The following is a 13,122-nucleotide window of genomic DNA, read 5'->3' as shown; positions in this document are numbered from 1 at the left end:
CAAAGGGCTATATCAATATAAAATAAACATATTAATATAAACATCCTATTCGAGTTCCACTTTGACCGCCCCTGCCTCAATAAGCTGTTGCTTTATTTTCTCTGCCTCATCCCTAGGAATATTGGCAGTCAAATCTTTAGGCAGGGATTCAACTAACTCTTTTGCTTCTTTTAAGCTTAATGTAGAATCAACTTTTCTCACCGTTCTAATGATCTCCATTTTTTTGCTTGCATCAATTTCTTTAATTACAACTTTACATTCAATTTTCTCTTGAGCAGCGGAACTGGCAGTATTATCACTAGTAGGCGCACTAGTATCAACAGCTCCACTAACAAAAGAACCAGCAGGTAACCCTATCTTCTCTTCTAGAGCCTTTACAAGCTCAGAGACCTCCAATAGGTTTAAAGATAATATTTTATCAACTAAATCGCTTGTTACATTACTCATACTACTACCTTACTTGACAATAAATTTATTTTTTAGAACTATAATAATCTAATACTCTCATAAGCCTCATGAAAGGCGAGTTAATAGATAACACCAACCTGGCAGAAATATTATAAGATATTAAATGCATAACTTTAATACGCAGCTCATTGAGAGAAGGCAACTTAGCTAGCTTATTAACATCCTCTGCTGTAAGCAATTGGTTTAGGTAAGCTGCACAAACCACAGACATCTTTTCTTTGTTAGCGTTAGTGAAATCAACTATTAGTTTTGCAGCCTCTACTATACCACTAGAGTATATAATAGCAACGGGACCAGAAAATCTATCTGATAAGTAAGAAAATTTACTAGCTCTTTCTAAAGCTAAGCGTGCTAGAGTGTTTTTAACTACTAGCATCCCACTCGCTGCAGACTTTAAGCTATCCCTAAGAGCTAATGAATCGCTAGCATTTATAGATTTAAAATTTACCAGTATTAAAAAATCATTATTTATAAACACGTTTACTATATTTTGTATAAATTCATCCTTATCCTTACGCTTCACAACATTACTCCCTAAATTATATCTTCCACTTTACTTACCTTATAAGCCTTGCCCATAGTTGAACTTAAAAAAATACTCTTAAAGTAGACTCCTTTTACAGAAATAGGTTTATTACTCTTAATTACTTTAAGAAAGGCTTTTAAATTTTCCAGCAAATCATCAATGCTAAATTTGATATTCCCTAATTTGCCGTGGACAATACCATTTTTATCTGTCCTAAATTTTATTTGACCAGACTTGATGGTTTTAATAGCTTCTGCAACGTTAGAAGTCACAGTACCAAGTTTAGGATTGGGCATTAACCCTTTAGTGCCCAATACTTTTGCAATAGGAGTAATTTTCGCTATGAAATCAGGAGTAGTGATACACCAATCAACATCTAGTTTTCTACCTCTTTTTATCTCTTCAACTAAATTTTCTCCTCCTACAACATTAGCACCAGCTTTTTTAGCTTCTAATAAATGCTTATCTTGAGCGAAGGCAGCCACTCTAATATCTTTCCCAACACCTTTAGGCAAAACTACTGTACCACGCACTTGTTCTTCAGACTTACATGAATCTATACCTAAATTAACTGCAATGTCAATTGATTCGTTAAACTTCGCTGAAGCAGACTTGATAATTTTTTCTAAACATTCTTTGGGACTGCCGCTATGTATATTCATGCTTCTAATCTTCTATAATTTCTATACCCATAGATTTAGCAGTGCCTATAACCATTTTCACTGCTGAATCTTCGTTATCCACTTTCATGTCAAGCATCTTATATCTTGCTATCTTAACTATAGCAGATATAGGCAATTTAGCTACCAATTCTTTGCCAGGATTACTAGAACCTTTATTCAATTTAGCTTCCTGCTTAAGCAAGCAAGCTACAGGTGGGCCACTGACAGTAAAATCGTGAGAGCGGTCATCCTTTATGGAAACCCGCACTGTTACTAAATCACCCACTTTATAATTGGCGCTAGCTGCGCTAGTCACCCTATTGAAAGCCTCGCAGAACTTGGGAACAGGTATACCCCGCGGACCAAGCACTGAAGCAATTTTGGGCCCAGGAACTGCTTTTCCCGCTTCCATCAGTAAGTTAATCTTGGCAATTATTACACTCATAGTTAATCCTCTATTTTCTCTACTTGAGCTAGATCAAGCTCTATTATTGTTGGCTTGCCTAGAATTGACACTTCTACATTAATAACTCTCTTTTCATCATTAATCACATCTACCTTACCAGTAAAGTTTTGGAAAAGACCATCATTAATTTTTACCTTTTCACCTTTTTCATAACCATGGCTTAACTTTTTTGTTTCTTGAGCATTGTAAAGTGCATCACACATTGAGCGAACCTCATCATCCGAAATCACTTTTGGAACGTTGCCATTTTTTAAGAACCCATAGACTTTAAGAGACTTTGGTATATTATTGACAAAATTTAGCACTTCATCACACAAATTCACATATAAAAAAACATAACCAGGGAAACACTTTCTTCGTATAGCAGTTCTTTTAGATCTTAGTTCTACTTCATTTGCTTCCTCGTACGGAATGAAAACTTCCTTAAAATAACCATTAATCCCTAATCTCATAGAATTTTCCAGTACGTGTTGACACACCTTTTCTTCATAATTGGAAGCAACCCTTAAAATATACCACTTATATTTATTGAATTCCTTACGCTTCGAATCTACCTCTTCATCCGAAACTATTTTAAAACCACCAGAACCACCACCGTGAAACCCAAGCGTTTTGCTTAAAATATCCCTACTCTCATCACATAGATACATACATACATACACTTCATATGCTTTTTTTATATTAAACTTCGAGTTATATACTGTCTGATAAGGAATAAATACCTCCTTAAAATAGGCAGCATTGCTTGCCAACTCAAGTATACTCCTCTCATGTCCATGATCAACTTTAACAACGTACCATTTATGGTCATATGCCATAGACAATCCCAAATAAAGCCCTAATCGCATGAAGAGATATAAAATCTACAAAGCAAAAGAAAACTGAAAAGCATAATATAACAATCACTACAACAAATAGAGATGATAAAACTTCTTGCTTTTTCACCCAGGCAATTCTTCTTACTTCCTGCTTTATATCACAAAAAAAGACACTCAAACTTTTTAACATTTCTGCTACAATATTAATGCAGGAGTGATAGGAATTGAACCTACAACTTCTGGTTTTGGAGACCAGCGCTCTACCAATTGAGCTACACTCCTATGACTCAAACTCTTTTACTCCAAAACTTCAGAAACAACACCAGAACCAATAGTTCTACCTCCTTCTCTTATTGCAAAGCGCAATCCTTTATCCATTGCTATCGGCACTTGCAATTCTACCTCTACACTTACATTGTCTCCAGGCATTACCATCTCCTTTCCCTCCAACAACTTTATATTTCCCGTTACATCTGTCGTCCTTAAATAAAATTGTGGCTGGTAATTCGCAAAAAATGGTGTGTGCCTTCCTCCCTCTTCTTTCTTTAATACGTAAACTTCTGCCTTAAATTTCTTATGCGGCGTTATTGTTCCTGGTTTTGCTAATACTTGTCCTCTCTCCACTTCTTCTCTCTTCGTACCTCTTAGCAATACCCCCACATTTAACCCCGCACTTCCTTTTTCTAGCAATTTCTTAAACATTTCCACACCAGTGCATGTCGTCTTCTGTGTGGTTTTTAGACCTATTATCTCTACTTCATCACCGGTCTTTATTTCTCCTTTTTCTATTCTCCCTGTTACTACTGTTCCACGTCCCGATATTGAAAATACATCCTCAATCGGCAACAGGAATGGCAAATCCACAGGCCTTGGTGGAACTTCCACATACTTGTCCAACTTCTCCATCAATTTATCTATTGATTTCTTCCCATATTCACCACCATCCTCCTCTAATGCTTTCAATGCAGACCCAACTATCACTGGAACCTCACCACCTGGAAATCCGTATTTACTCAGCAATTCCCTCACTTCCATCTCTACCAGACCTATCATATCAGGATCAGACACATCAGCTTTATTTATATACACCACAATATACCCAACACCAACTTGCTTAGCAAGTAATATGTGCTCCCTCGTTTGCGGCATAGGTCCATCAACTCCCGACACTACCAAAATCGCTGCATCCATTTGTGCTGCACCAACTATCATGTTTTTCACATAGTCAGCGTGGCCAGGACAATCAACATGTGCATAATGTCTACTCTCTGTTTGATATTCAACATGTGCTGTTGCAATTGTTATTCCTCTTTTCCTCTCTTCTGGTGCCTTATCTATTTGATCGTACGCTACAAAATTCCCATAATGCTTTGTTATTGCTGCTGTCAACGTTGTCTTCCCATGATCCACATGCCCTATTGTTCCCACATTGACATGCGGCTTCCCAAATGCTTCTACTACTTGTGCCATAATTTTAACTTTTCCACCCAAAATACAAATACATCAATAAGTAATATATTGATTTTATAAAAATACAACAAAAAAAAAGAGCGGATAGTGGGATTCGAACCCACTCCACTAGCTTGGAAGGCTAGAGCTCTACCAATTAAGCTATACCCGCGCAATGGAGGAGGTAGGATTCGAACCTACGTACGCAACGCGGACAGATTTACAGTCTGTTACCTTTAACCACTCGGTCACTCCTCCACAAGAATTTGTTAAGAGAGCACTATTCCAGCATTCTAACTTAAGCTTTTATTACATTATAATATTAAACACCTAAAACCCAAAAATCAAGCAATAAAACCTTGTCTGATTAAAATCAGATAGATTTCATTTTATACAACGCAATATTGCCAATAAAACGCTTAAATAAGTAATGTGAATCATGTGTGCCTGGCGCTTCCTCTGGGTGGTACTGTACAGAAAAAACTGGGTAATCCTTTGCCATTATTCCCTCTATACTACTATCAAACATAGAAATATGAGTAACCTCAACGTTATCTGGTAGAGAAGATGGATCCAAAACAAAGCCATGATTTTGACTAGTAATCTCAACTTTATCGCCACTTACGTTATAAACCGGATGATTACTTCCTCGGTGACCAACGTTCATCTTGATAGTTCTTGCCCCTAAAGTAATCGCTAGTAATTGATGACCCATGCATATACCAAAAATTGGTATTTTGGATTTTATAATAACATCTATCTCTGGAGCCACACTTTTTCCTATTTCTTGTGGATCTCCTGGACCATTTGAGAGCACTATACCATCCGGACATATACTTAATATTTTTTGAGCAAAACCTCTATCTGGCTTAATTAATTCAATTGCACAACCAAGCTCTATTAAGCGTGAAACTATACTAGCCTTTACACCAAAATCAACTACTGCAACTTTATATTTTGCATTGAGGTCGCTTTGAAAATTGTTATTTAAACTGACCTTATCGGTTATTTCTATTCCATTTACAGGCTTATGTTTCTTTAATTCATCCAATAGATCTTTTATTACCAAAATATCTTGACCACCACAGATGCCAGTGTTGTTATGCATCGTGATGGCATCAGAGTAGGTTAATGGGCATATTATTCCATTTTGAGGTCCATGCTTTCTCAAATGCCTAGTCAGGGCTCTAGTGTCAACCCCTGATATCCCAACCAAGTTACTTTTTTCCAGCCAATCTCTTAAACTCACATATGAAGAAGGATGAGACGCAGGAGAAAGTTCGCGTATAATCACACCACTTGCAAAAATTCTCTTTCCTTCATTATCTTTATCGTTTATTCCAATGTTGCCAATATGAGGAAAAGTAAACATTATGATTTGATCAGCAAAAGAAGGGTCGGTTATAGTATGCTGATAACCAGTAACACCAGTAGTAAAACAGATCTCACCTATGCACTTGCCTTTTTTACCTATCGACTTTCCTAAAAAGCACTTGCCATCTTGTAAAACTAGAACTGTATCCTGCACCAAATTCTCTCCAACTAATTTAAAATAGTATATAAGAATTTCAAATAATGTATAACTCTTTCTAAAATTTTAAACCTAACCACAACCATAAATCATATAAGAATAACATGAAAAAAACTTTTATATATTGATTGACCACTTTCACATTTCGTATTAAATATAAATAAATCATTAAGTGAAGTGGAGGGATACAATGTTTGCTAATGGTGACCGACCTAAGAAAATAAATCAGAAGTGGCTAGCCATAGGAGCTGGCTCACTATTATTTATGATGATGTTGCCTTCAATTCTTCTTTTAGCAAAAATGGTCATAGGGCTAATCATGATCTCAGTTGTAGCAATAGCGATAAAAATTACCTCAAAAACACTACTGAATGTCTTGGAGAATAAACAGGCAGATCCAAACCAACCAACGCCACAAACAACACAAAGCAGGGTTGTAAACTTAGTCGTTGGATTAATATCTACATTTGCAGGTGGGTTGTCACTGCTTATCATAGCAAAAACCGGTATAACTATAACATGTGCAGCTGTAGCTGCTCTAGCCATATATGAATATGCTAAGGATTATAAGTATGCTGAAGACAAAGAAATGAGTACAAGCATAAACGACAAACTAGATGATATAGCTAAAAATACAACTAATTCTATTGTTAGTGGCATTGAAAAACTTGTTTCACTACAAGAACGCCAAGTATAGCTCACCTCTATGTTTATTTTGTGTACGTTGATTAAGTAGGCTGCGTTGTCTGCTTGTGTTTCTTCATCACAGCTATGTAGGGTTCTATTCTATGAATTTCCTTACCATACTGAATTTTAAGCCACGAACGAAATCTTCAGTATTGCAAGGGCTTCTTCCCTCCATTTGCACAACTTTAGGAATTAAAGTGCCACTTTCTAAACTTATGTGCATATTATCATTAATAATTTTACCTTGTCCTGAGGTTAGAGAAGTATTTACTTCAAAGTCAGCATCGAGTATTCTTATACGTTTATGCTCTATTTTGACAAACGCCTTGGGATAAAAAGCTTTAACTTTTCTATAAGCAACTTCACAAATGTCACTTGCATAAATTTTATAATCTTCCATTTTGTCAGCGTAGCATACGCCATCATTACTTTGTTCTAGCGGAAGGTGCTTTTCAATTTCATCTATTACTCCCATCAGCAGGTCGCTACCTAGCTTAGACAATTTGTTGTGTAAAGTTTTATAATTATCATTTTTCTCAATTAGAAATTTTTTCTGCTTTAAAACAGGACCAGAATCTAGTCCCTCATTCAATTGTATAATGCTAACTCCAGTTTCTTGGTCTCCAGCTAAAATTGTGTGCTGTATAGGAGCTGCTCCACGCCATCTAGGCAGCAGTGAAGGGTGAATATTAATACAACTATACTTTGGAACATCCAGAATTTCTTTTGGAAGCATTAGTCCATAAGCAGCAACAACTACAACGTCCGGTTTAAATTTTTCAAATTTTTCTTGCTCTACCAAAAGTTTCAGAGAAGTAGGAGTGCATACCTCTATACCGCTTTCTTCAGCAATAATATGCACTGGAGATTTTGTTAGTTTTTGTCCACGTCCTGAAGGTTTTGGAGCCTTAGTATATACTGCTACTACCTCATTTTTTGACTTTAATAGTGAATTTAGCGCATTAACAGCAAATTCTGGTGATCCCATGAAAATGACTCTCATGCTGTCAAATGCTTTTGCTTAAGGAAATTAAGAATTCTCTGCCAGTTTACTACTCACAGCTCCTGCTAATTTTGCGAAATCATCTTTATAGTTAACGGCCATTTCAGCAAGAATCTTTCTACTCAAATCAACCCTAGCAAGTACAAGACCGTGCATAAATCTACCATAAGTAAGTCCGTGTTCCCTTGCTGCCGCATTAATACGTATTATCCACAAACTACGAAAATCGCGCTTACGATTTCTCCTGTCCCTATAAGCATATTGCAATGCTTTTTCAACCCTCTGTAATGCAACTCTATAGCAACTTTTCGCACGCCCTCTATAACCCTTTGCTAAATTTAATACTTTTTTATGACGAGCGTGGGCCGTGACTCCACGCTTTACCCGAGCCATTTTATTTTACCCCCGTTTGTTAAATTCCATAAGGCATATAAAGCTTAACTATGCGTGAGTCAGATTTACCAAGAATCGTAATACCGCGTTGATTACGAATATTAAACTTACTCTGCTTTATCATACCATGCCTCTTACCCGATTGCGTAGAAATAACCTTGCCCTTAGCTGTAAGATTAAAACGTTTTTTAACAGAGGACTTGGTTTTTAATTTTATTTTCTTCATATCTCAAATAAGTTTACAAACATTACCGTTAAGTTTTTCAGTAGTATAAATAACATTATCAAAGAATCAAATAGCACGCAACCTAAAGTTGCAATATAACCACAACTTATATATCAAAGGAGCTTAAATGTAGCTACACCCAATATATGGGTTACACCTTCTTTATTCCCAAGTGGCAACAATACTTGCCTCATTTTAACACTATCACTTTCTTCTTCTTCATTAATGGGGCGCTTATTATCTACTATAGTATCAAATTTATCAATAACCGCATCGATTTTATATAATCGCAAAAATGGTGCATCAATTGAATATTTGCTATCAATGCACATGTTTTTCTCAAAACCATAGAACTCAACAGCCTTTTCTCCTGCATTCTCACAGATATAACCTCGATCATTAACTTCAATAATATAACAATGCTGCCATGACTCCATTATTTCAGCAGTATCTATCTCGTACCTTTCCGGCCAGTCTCTATCTGGTCCTTTTATCTCACTCCAGTGCTGAGTCACTACATTTGCTATTCTTCTTTCTCTACCTGCATAAATTTCCATTCTAACATCCACACATAAAACACAGATATAAGCTTAATCTACTGTGAATGTATTGATTTTTTCTTAACCGCAAGGCACATATTACCTAGATACCCATACTACTACGCAACTGATACAGGTACTTTTTCTAACCATTCTTTAACGTGAGTACGCACCTTCTTAGTTAATTTTTAGCTATATACACCAAATATATTCATGCCACACTTATAATCGTGTGTTACCTTTCTCACTATTTATTTTGTTGATCAAATAGTCTCTCAAGTCGGTAAGTCGTTGTAATAGATTACTAAAATCACAACCACTTCTTATATTATTATCAAATTCTTTTTGCACTCCTTTTGTATATCCTTTATCATATAGCATGTACTTTAATTTTCTTTATGACCTCTATACATTTATGATCATATAGCCTTCTTCCTACGTTTTATGAGTTTAATTTGACGAAATCGACTCTCCCAAACCTCAAAACGTGCTGCTTTAAATGCAACTCTTCAGCTCTTCCCCAATTGCATAAAACAATTTTTCCTTATTCATTGATTATTTATTATTTTTTTTACCACTTTTGAGGGTCTAAAAGAAACTGAATTTCTTGCCTGAATTATTACTTTTTTTGATGTATTTGGTACATTTCCTGGCCTTTCTTTCTTTTTTTTAATCGAGAATGTTCCAAATGAAGATATTTTTACTATGCCGTCCCTTACCAAGCTTGTTTTTATCTCATCCAATATATCATTTATTATTGCAGCAGAGTCTTCTTTTGATAACCCAATTTCTTGGTTTATATCTTCAGCTATTGTTGCCTTAGTTACTGTCATATCCTTTGTTGTAACGCAATCCATAATTTAGTAAGTATTACAATATATGAATATAATATAACAATCGACTCAAGATTCGGCTACTTTATTTAGAATGTGCTCCCTCTGTAGTAGAACTAAAATACTAGCGGTTACTAACATTGCAAATATTGCGAAAGCGCCATTTATGATCTGTAAAAAGTGTTAACGTTAACGCTATAATTTCGCCCATGATAAACGCAAATCCATTGATAATGGACGATAACATACCGATGTATTTCTGCTTCACAATTTCACTATCAACAATAAAATTAATACCAATTCTCATTGTTAGTAGGTCAAATAAGTAACATTGCAGAGTTGTTTAATCACGAAGTGAGAAAGAAAGGCAACAAATTTGCACAAAGCGCTCTCAAGCAAAGCAATTGCATTATAGACTTTATTACGCAAAACGTTCTGTTTTATATACAATCAAAGTCTCTCAATAGGATTAGCTTGAGTGAATATGGTGGTAGGCATATAATCTCAGTATTTTTAGTACCTTTAAATTTCTTAACTTATACTAATTAGCGCAATTCATAATAAGAAATGCTTCTTATGTTCTTAAATATTGTAACATCTGTTCAAGAAATATATTCATATAATCAGTGTTAGACATTTTGGTGAAAATAAGCCATAACTCTCTCTATTTCTAGGATTAACTGCACTGCAGAGATAAAAATTTTGTCTACCTGATTTTACTTTAACCTGCACTCTAATACCAATTCTCCTATACAAGGAACGGATAGGCAGTAATAGAAAAGAAGCTATGCCAAAACAAGTAAAATAGCAAGGTTTAAATGGCGTTGAAATCAAAATTATTAGACGAAAAAGCCTTGGAATCAGCAAAAGAAATGCTAAAGAAAGTATAAAAGCATATGTTACAAAAAAAACTAAATGCCGTGATTGTAGCAAAAAAGCACAGCATAACGTCCGTTACATTTCAAGAACAACATTAACTACATAGATAAAGCACCCAAAACTTGGAAGAGAAGAAAAATTGTTTGCTCTTCCTCGATATCATAGAAAAACTAGATTAAATCAGAGTTAATTTGAACAAGTTGAAGTATAGGTACAAGAAAACCCTAATATTACTATTAAAGAAATGAGAATGAAAATCTAGAAAAATTTGGCTTGAATATCAGCAAGTCTACAGTACGCCGTAATATGCAAAAATGAAGTTTTCGTATATTACGCCAAGACCAATTCATAATGAACAAGATAAAGGTAGACAAGAGAGTTAAAAAAAACTTAATGAGATTATTGGTAAGTATTCTAAACAAGAATTATTTTTCTTTGATGAATCGCGATTTGTGCACATTCGAAAGTTGGACACGGGTGGTTTAAAAAGGCGCTAGAACACAGGTTAAAGTAAAATTAAGTAGACAAAATTTTTGTCTCTACAGTACAGTTAATCCTAGAAATAGAGAGTTCTAGCTTATTTGCACCGAATGTCCAACACTGATTATATGAATATACTTCTTGAACAAATGTTACAATTAAAGAACACAAAAAGCCTTTCTTATCATGGATTATGCTACCTAGCACAAGCCAAAAATTCAAAGGTACATAAAAATATCGAGATTACACACCCACCACCATACTCACTTGAGTTCAATCCTATCGAGAAACTTTGGTTGTACATAAAACAGAACATTTTGCGTAATAAAGCCTATAATACAATTGCTTTGCCTGAGAGCATTTTGCGCAAATTTATTACCTCTCTTTCTCACTCCGTCATTAAATAACTCTGTGCAATGTCACTTGTTTAACCCACTAACAATGAGAATTAGTATTAGGAGATTTACTAAGCAGAAAAAGGTAAAAGAATCACTGTTAGCTAGTTATTCACTATCTATTTTTTAAATTAGTGTTCTTTACCGCTCAAATGCTTTAGCAAGCGCACTTTAGCTTATATTAGGTAAAAATCTTGAAAGCTTATAAAGACATGAGGTGCATATAGCGCAAAAAATTAAACATAAGACACCAAGTACATTGAGTTTTTCGTCATTTTACTTGCACAGATTAAAGGTAAATAAGTGGCTTCAATGACATGTTTGTTAAGTAGTTTTTTGTAATTCCGTTTCCCTGTTTTCAAATTATGATATTCATATAGTTGTAAAAGGACCTAATTATAAGGAGGGAAATGCCAACTTTTAGGTGATAATGTAAATATTTCAACACCATCCTTTGTTACTCCAAGCGTATGCTCAAATTGCGCAGAAAGTGAAAGATCACATGTTGTTACTGTCCAATTATCAAGCTTACTAAGCAGAGCTTCATGTTTTCCAGCGTTGATCATTGGTTCTATTGTAAAAAACATCCCTTCCTTTAATACAAGGCTTTCATCTTGATCATAGAAATGTACTACATTCGGCGGCGCATGGAAGACTTTCCCTATACCATGTCCGCAATAGTTACGTACAATAGAATAGCCAAAATCTCTAATATACTTTTCTATAGCAAGCCCTATCTCATTCAATTTATTACCAGGCTTAACTTGTTTTATTGCTTCCATCAATGCACCATAAGTAGCATCACACAAGCGTCTTGCTTTCATTGATGGCTTGCCAGCCCAAAACATACGGCTTGTATCACCATACCAACCATTTAAAATCACCGTAACATCAATATTTAAAATATCTCCATCTTTAAGTGGCTCATTATCAGGAATGCCATGGCATACAACAGCATTTTTTGAAGTGCAAATTGACTTGGGGTATCCTTTGTAGTTCAACGGTGCCGGAATTGCACCTGCTTTGACTATAAAATCATGACATAGATCATTTAATTCATTAGTTGTTACTCCCACCTTTACATATGGTGCAATGAAATCAAGAGTTTTAGCTGCTAACCTTCCAGCTTTACGCATAAATTCAAAATCTTTTTGTGAATGTAAAGTTATGTTCATATTTCCCGTATATTATTGTAGTTACCATACACATTTTTATGTAAAATTAACAGCTTTGCTTATAGTTTATCATTTATCACAGTGAGTCCCAGTGTCAAGCATATAACTGTATAAGCATTGCAATACACTTCCACCAGACTAGGAAACCAGTGTGCAACGCATAACCATATGTCTCAAATTAATGGTAAATACTCAAAATTGTAAGTTAAAAATCAGATTGAATATTTTGTGAATTCATAGATGTTTATGAATTACATATTTTATACCAACTCCCCTATACAAGGAACGGATAAACAGTAATAGAAAAGAAGCCATGCTGAAGTAAGTAAAATAGCAAGGCTTAAATGGCATTAAAATCAAAATTATTGGATGAAAAAGTTGTAGAATCAACAAAAGAAATACTAAAGAAAGTGCGAAAACGCATATGTTGCAAAAAAACTAAATGCTGTAATTGCAGCAAGAAAAGCACAATATAATGGCCGATTGCATTTCAAGGAAAGCATTAACTACATGTATAAAGCACCTAAAACTTAGAAGAGAAAAATCATTTGCCCCCTTAACTCCGTAGAAAAACTAGATTGAATTGGAATTA

At 35.0% G+C, this 13,122-nt stretch carries 17 protein-coding genes, 3 tRNA genes and 2 pseudogenes; 4 read left to right on the top strand and 18 right to left on the bottom strand.

The features are described from left to right. Window positions 1–45: 45 nt before the first annotated feature. The 11 genes from rplL to carA form a co-directional block, all read right to left on the bottom strand. A complete protein-coding gene (gene rplL, locus GO684_RS01105) occupies window positions 46–447 on the bottom strand; it encodes a 50S ribosomal protein L7/L12 (protein ID WP_175938220.1) in 402 nt (133 codons plus the stop codon). A gap of 25 nt (window positions 448–472) precedes the next feature. Further along, entirely contained in the window at window positions 473–991 is a 519-nt protein-coding gene (gene rplJ, locus GO684_RS01100; RefSeq protein ID WP_175938219.1) for a 50S ribosomal protein L10, read from the bottom strand. 11 nt (window positions 992–1,002) lie between these two features. After that, entirely contained in the window at window positions 1,003–1,656 is a 654-nt protein-coding gene (gene rplA, locus GO684_RS01095; protein ID WP_175938218.1) for a 50S ribosomal protein L1, read from the bottom strand. 4 nt (window positions 1,657–1,660) lie between these two features. Further along, window positions 1,661–2,101: an uL11 family ribosomal protein gene (locus GO684_RS01090; protein WP_175938217.1), complete on the bottom strand. Its 441-nt coding sequence runs from the start codon at window positions 2,099–2,101 to the stop codon at window positions 1,661–1,663. Between the two features lie 2 nt (window positions 2,102–2,103). Continuing rightward, entirely contained in the window at window positions 2,104–2,940 is an 837-nt protein-coding gene (gene nusG / locus GO684_RS01085; RefSeq protein ID WP_175938240.1) for a transcription termination/antitermination protein NusG, read from the bottom strand. Next, the gene (secE, locus tag GO684_RS01080; RefSeq protein ID WP_175938216.1) at window positions 2,930–3,130 is read right to left on the bottom strand and encodes a preprotein translocase subunit SecE; all 201 of its coding nucleotides are present in this window, start codon (window positions 3,128–3,130) and stop codon (window positions 2,930–2,932) included. Before secE ends, nusG begins: the two co-directional genes overlap by 11 nt. A gap of 19 nt (window positions 3,131–3,149) precedes the next feature. Next, window positions 3,150–3,222, bottom strand: a tRNA-Trp gene (locus GO684_RS01075). A gap of 15 nt (window positions 3,223–3,237) precedes the next feature. After that, window positions 3,238–4,410 (bottom strand): elongation factor Tu, encoded by a 1,173-nt coding sequence (gene tuf, locus GO684_RS01070; RefSeq protein ID WP_175938215.1) that lies wholly within the window; start codon window positions 4,408–4,410, stop codon window positions 3,238–3,240. A 79-nt stretch (window positions 4,411–4,489) separates the two neighbouring features. Beyond that, a tRNA-Gly gene (locus GO684_RS01065) sits at window positions 4,490–4,561 on the bottom strand. A gap of 4 nt (window positions 4,562–4,565) precedes the next feature. After that, window positions 4,566–4,647, bottom strand: a tRNA-Tyr gene (locus GO684_RS01060). A 115-nt stretch (window positions 4,648–4,762) separates the two neighbouring features. Next, window positions 4,763–5,917: a glutamine-hydrolyzing carbamoyl-phosphate synthase small subunit gene (gene carA / locus GO684_RS01055; RefSeq protein ID WP_175938214.1), complete on the bottom strand. Its 1,155-nt coding sequence runs from the start codon at window positions 5,915–5,917 to the stop codon at window positions 4,763–4,765. A gap of 193 nt (window positions 5,918–6,110) precedes the next feature. On the opposite strand from carA, the gene GO684_RS01050 reads away from it, so the two are divergent. After that, window positions 6,111–6,617: a hypothetical protein gene (locus GO684_RS01050; RefSeq protein WP_175938213.1), complete on the top strand. Its 507-nt coding sequence runs from the start codon at window positions 6,111–6,113 to the stop codon at window positions 6,615–6,617. A gap of 84 nt (window positions 6,618–6,701) precedes the next feature. On the opposite strand, the gene fmt is transcribed toward GO684_RS01050, so the two are convergent. The 6 genes from fmt to GO684_RS01020 all read right to left on the bottom strand — a co-directional run bounded on the left by fmt (window position 6,702) and on the right by GO684_RS01020 (window position 9,908). Beyond that, the gene (gene fmt, locus GO684_RS01045) at window positions 6,702–7,610 is read right to left on the bottom strand and encodes a methionyl-tRNA formyltransferase (RefSeq protein WP_175938212.1); all 909 of its coding nucleotides are present in this window, start codon (window positions 7,608–7,610) and stop codon (window positions 6,702–6,704) included. 27 nt (window positions 7,611–7,637) lie between these two features. Further along, window positions 7,638–8,003 (bottom strand): 50S ribosomal protein L20, encoded by a 366-nt coding sequence (gene rplT, locus GO684_RS01040; protein WP_175938211.1) that lies wholly within the window; start codon window positions 8,001–8,003, stop codon window positions 7,638–7,640. Window positions 8,004–8,022: 19 nt separating this feature from the next. Continuing rightward, on the bottom strand, window positions 8,023–8,229 hold the full coding sequence (gene rpmI / locus GO684_RS01035; protein WP_175938210.1) for a 50S ribosomal protein L35: 207 nt from the start codon (window positions 8,227–8,229) through the stop codon (window positions 8,023–8,025). Between the two features lie 113 nt (window positions 8,230–8,342). Further along, window positions 8,343–8,786, bottom strand: a complete 444-nt coding sequence (locus tag GO684_RS01030) for a PAS domain-containing protein (RefSeq protein ID WP_175938209.1) — start codon at window positions 8,784–8,786, stop codon at window positions 8,343–8,345. A gap of 530 nt (window positions 8,787–9,316) precedes the next feature. Continuing rightward, entirely contained in the window at window positions 9,317–9,625 is a 309-nt protein-coding gene (locus GO684_RS01025; protein WP_175938208.1) for an integration host factor subunit alpha, read from the bottom strand. Between the two features lie 100 nt (window positions 9,626–9,725). Further along, entirely contained in the window at window positions 9,726–9,908 is a 183-nt protein-coding gene (locus GO684_RS01020) for a hypothetical protein (RefSeq protein ID WP_175938207.1), read from the bottom strand. Between GO684_RS01020 and GO684_RS01015 the strand changes: the two genes are divergently transcribed. Together GO684_RS01015 and GO684_RS01010 are read left to right on the top strand one after the other, a co-directional pair. Then, entirely contained in the window at window positions 9,908–10,150 is a 243-nt protein-coding gene (locus GO684_RS01015) for a hypothetical protein (RefSeq protein ID WP_175938206.1), read from the top strand. The genes GO684_RS01020 and GO684_RS01015 overlap by 1 nt on opposite strands. A 269-nt stretch (window positions 10,151–10,419) precedes the next feature. Beyond that, window positions 10,420–11,399, top strand: a pseudogene (locus GO684_RS01010) (IS630 family transposase). 348 nt (window positions 11,400–11,747) lie between these two features. On the opposite strand, the gene map reads toward GO684_RS01010, so the two are convergent. Beyond that, window positions 11,748–12,530, bottom strand: coding sequence for a type I methionyl aminopeptidase (gene map / locus GO684_RS01005; RefSeq protein ID WP_175938205.1), 783 nt, complete (start codon window positions 12,528–12,530; stop codon window positions 11,748–11,750). A 344-nt stretch (window positions 12,531–12,874) separates the two neighbouring features. On the opposite strand from map, the pseudogene GO684_RS05940 reads away from it, so the two are divergent. Then, window positions 12,875–13,120: pseudogene (locus GO684_RS05940) on the top strand (IS630-like element ISWpi10 family transposase); the annotation flags it as partial. Window positions 13,121–13,122: the final 2 nt, after the last annotated feature.

The sequence above is a fragment of the Wolbachia endosymbiont of Litomosoides brasiliensis genome (genome assembly GCF_013366805.1).
In the GTDB taxonomy this organism is placed as follows: domain Bacteria; phylum Pseudomonadota; class Alphaproteobacteria; order Rickettsiales; family Anaplasmataceae; genus Wolbachia.
The sequence above is the reverse complement of the archived record's forward strand: the minus strand, read 5'-3'. Positions and strand labels throughout refer to the sequence as shown.

Coding starts and splice junctions, on each gene's coding strand:
- rplA (WP_175938218.1), bottom strand. CDS start 1,656: ATGAATATACATAGCGGCAGTCCCAAAGAATGTTTAGAAAAAATTATC.
- GO684_RS01030 (WP_175938209.1), bottom strand. CDS start 8,786: ATGGAAATTTATGCAGGTAGAGAAAGAAGAATAGCAAATGTAGTGACT.
- GO684_RS01090 (WP_175938217.1), bottom strand. CDS start 2,101: ATGAGTGTAATAATTGCCAAGATTAACTTACTGATGGAAGCGGGAAAA.
- tuf (WP_175938215.1), bottom strand. CDS start 4,410: ATGGCACAAGTAGTAGAAGCATTTGGGAAGCCGCATGTCAATGTGGGA.
- fmt (WP_175938212.1), bottom strand. CDS start 7,610: ATGAGAGTCATTTTCATGGGATCACCAGAATTTGCTGTTAATGCGCTA.
- GO684_RS01020 (WP_175938207.1), bottom strand. CDS start 9,908: ATGAGAATTGGTATTAATTTTATTGTTGATAGTGAAATTGTGAAGCAG.
- rplT (WP_175938211.1), bottom strand. CDS start 8,003: ATGGCTCGGGTAAAGCGTGGAGTCACGGCCCACGCTCGTCATAAAAAA.
- rplL (WP_175938220.1), bottom strand. CDS start 447: ATGAGTAATGTAACAAGCGATTTAGTTGATAAAATATTATCTTTAAAC.
- nusG (WP_175938240.1), bottom strand. CDS start 2,940: ATGGCATATGACCATAAATGGTACGTTGTTAAAGTTGATCATGGACAT.
- rpmI (WP_175938210.1), bottom strand. CDS start 8,229: ATGAAGAAAATAAAATTAAAAACCAAGTCCTCTGTTAAAAAACGTTTT.
- secE (WP_175938216.1), bottom strand. CDS start 3,130: ATGTTAAAAAGTTTGAGTGTCTTTTTTTGTGATATAAAGCAGGAAGTA.
- GO684_RS01025 (WP_175938208.1), bottom strand. CDS start 9,625: ATGGATTGCGTTACAACAAAGGATATGACAGTAACTAAGGCAACAATA.
- map (WP_175938205.1), bottom strand. CDS start 12,530: ATGAACATAACTTTACATTCACAAAAAGATTTTGAATTTATGCGTAAA.
- GO684_RS01050 (WP_175938213.1), top strand. CDS start 6,111: ATGTTTGCTAATGGTGACCGACCTAAGAAAATAAATCAGAAGTGGCTA.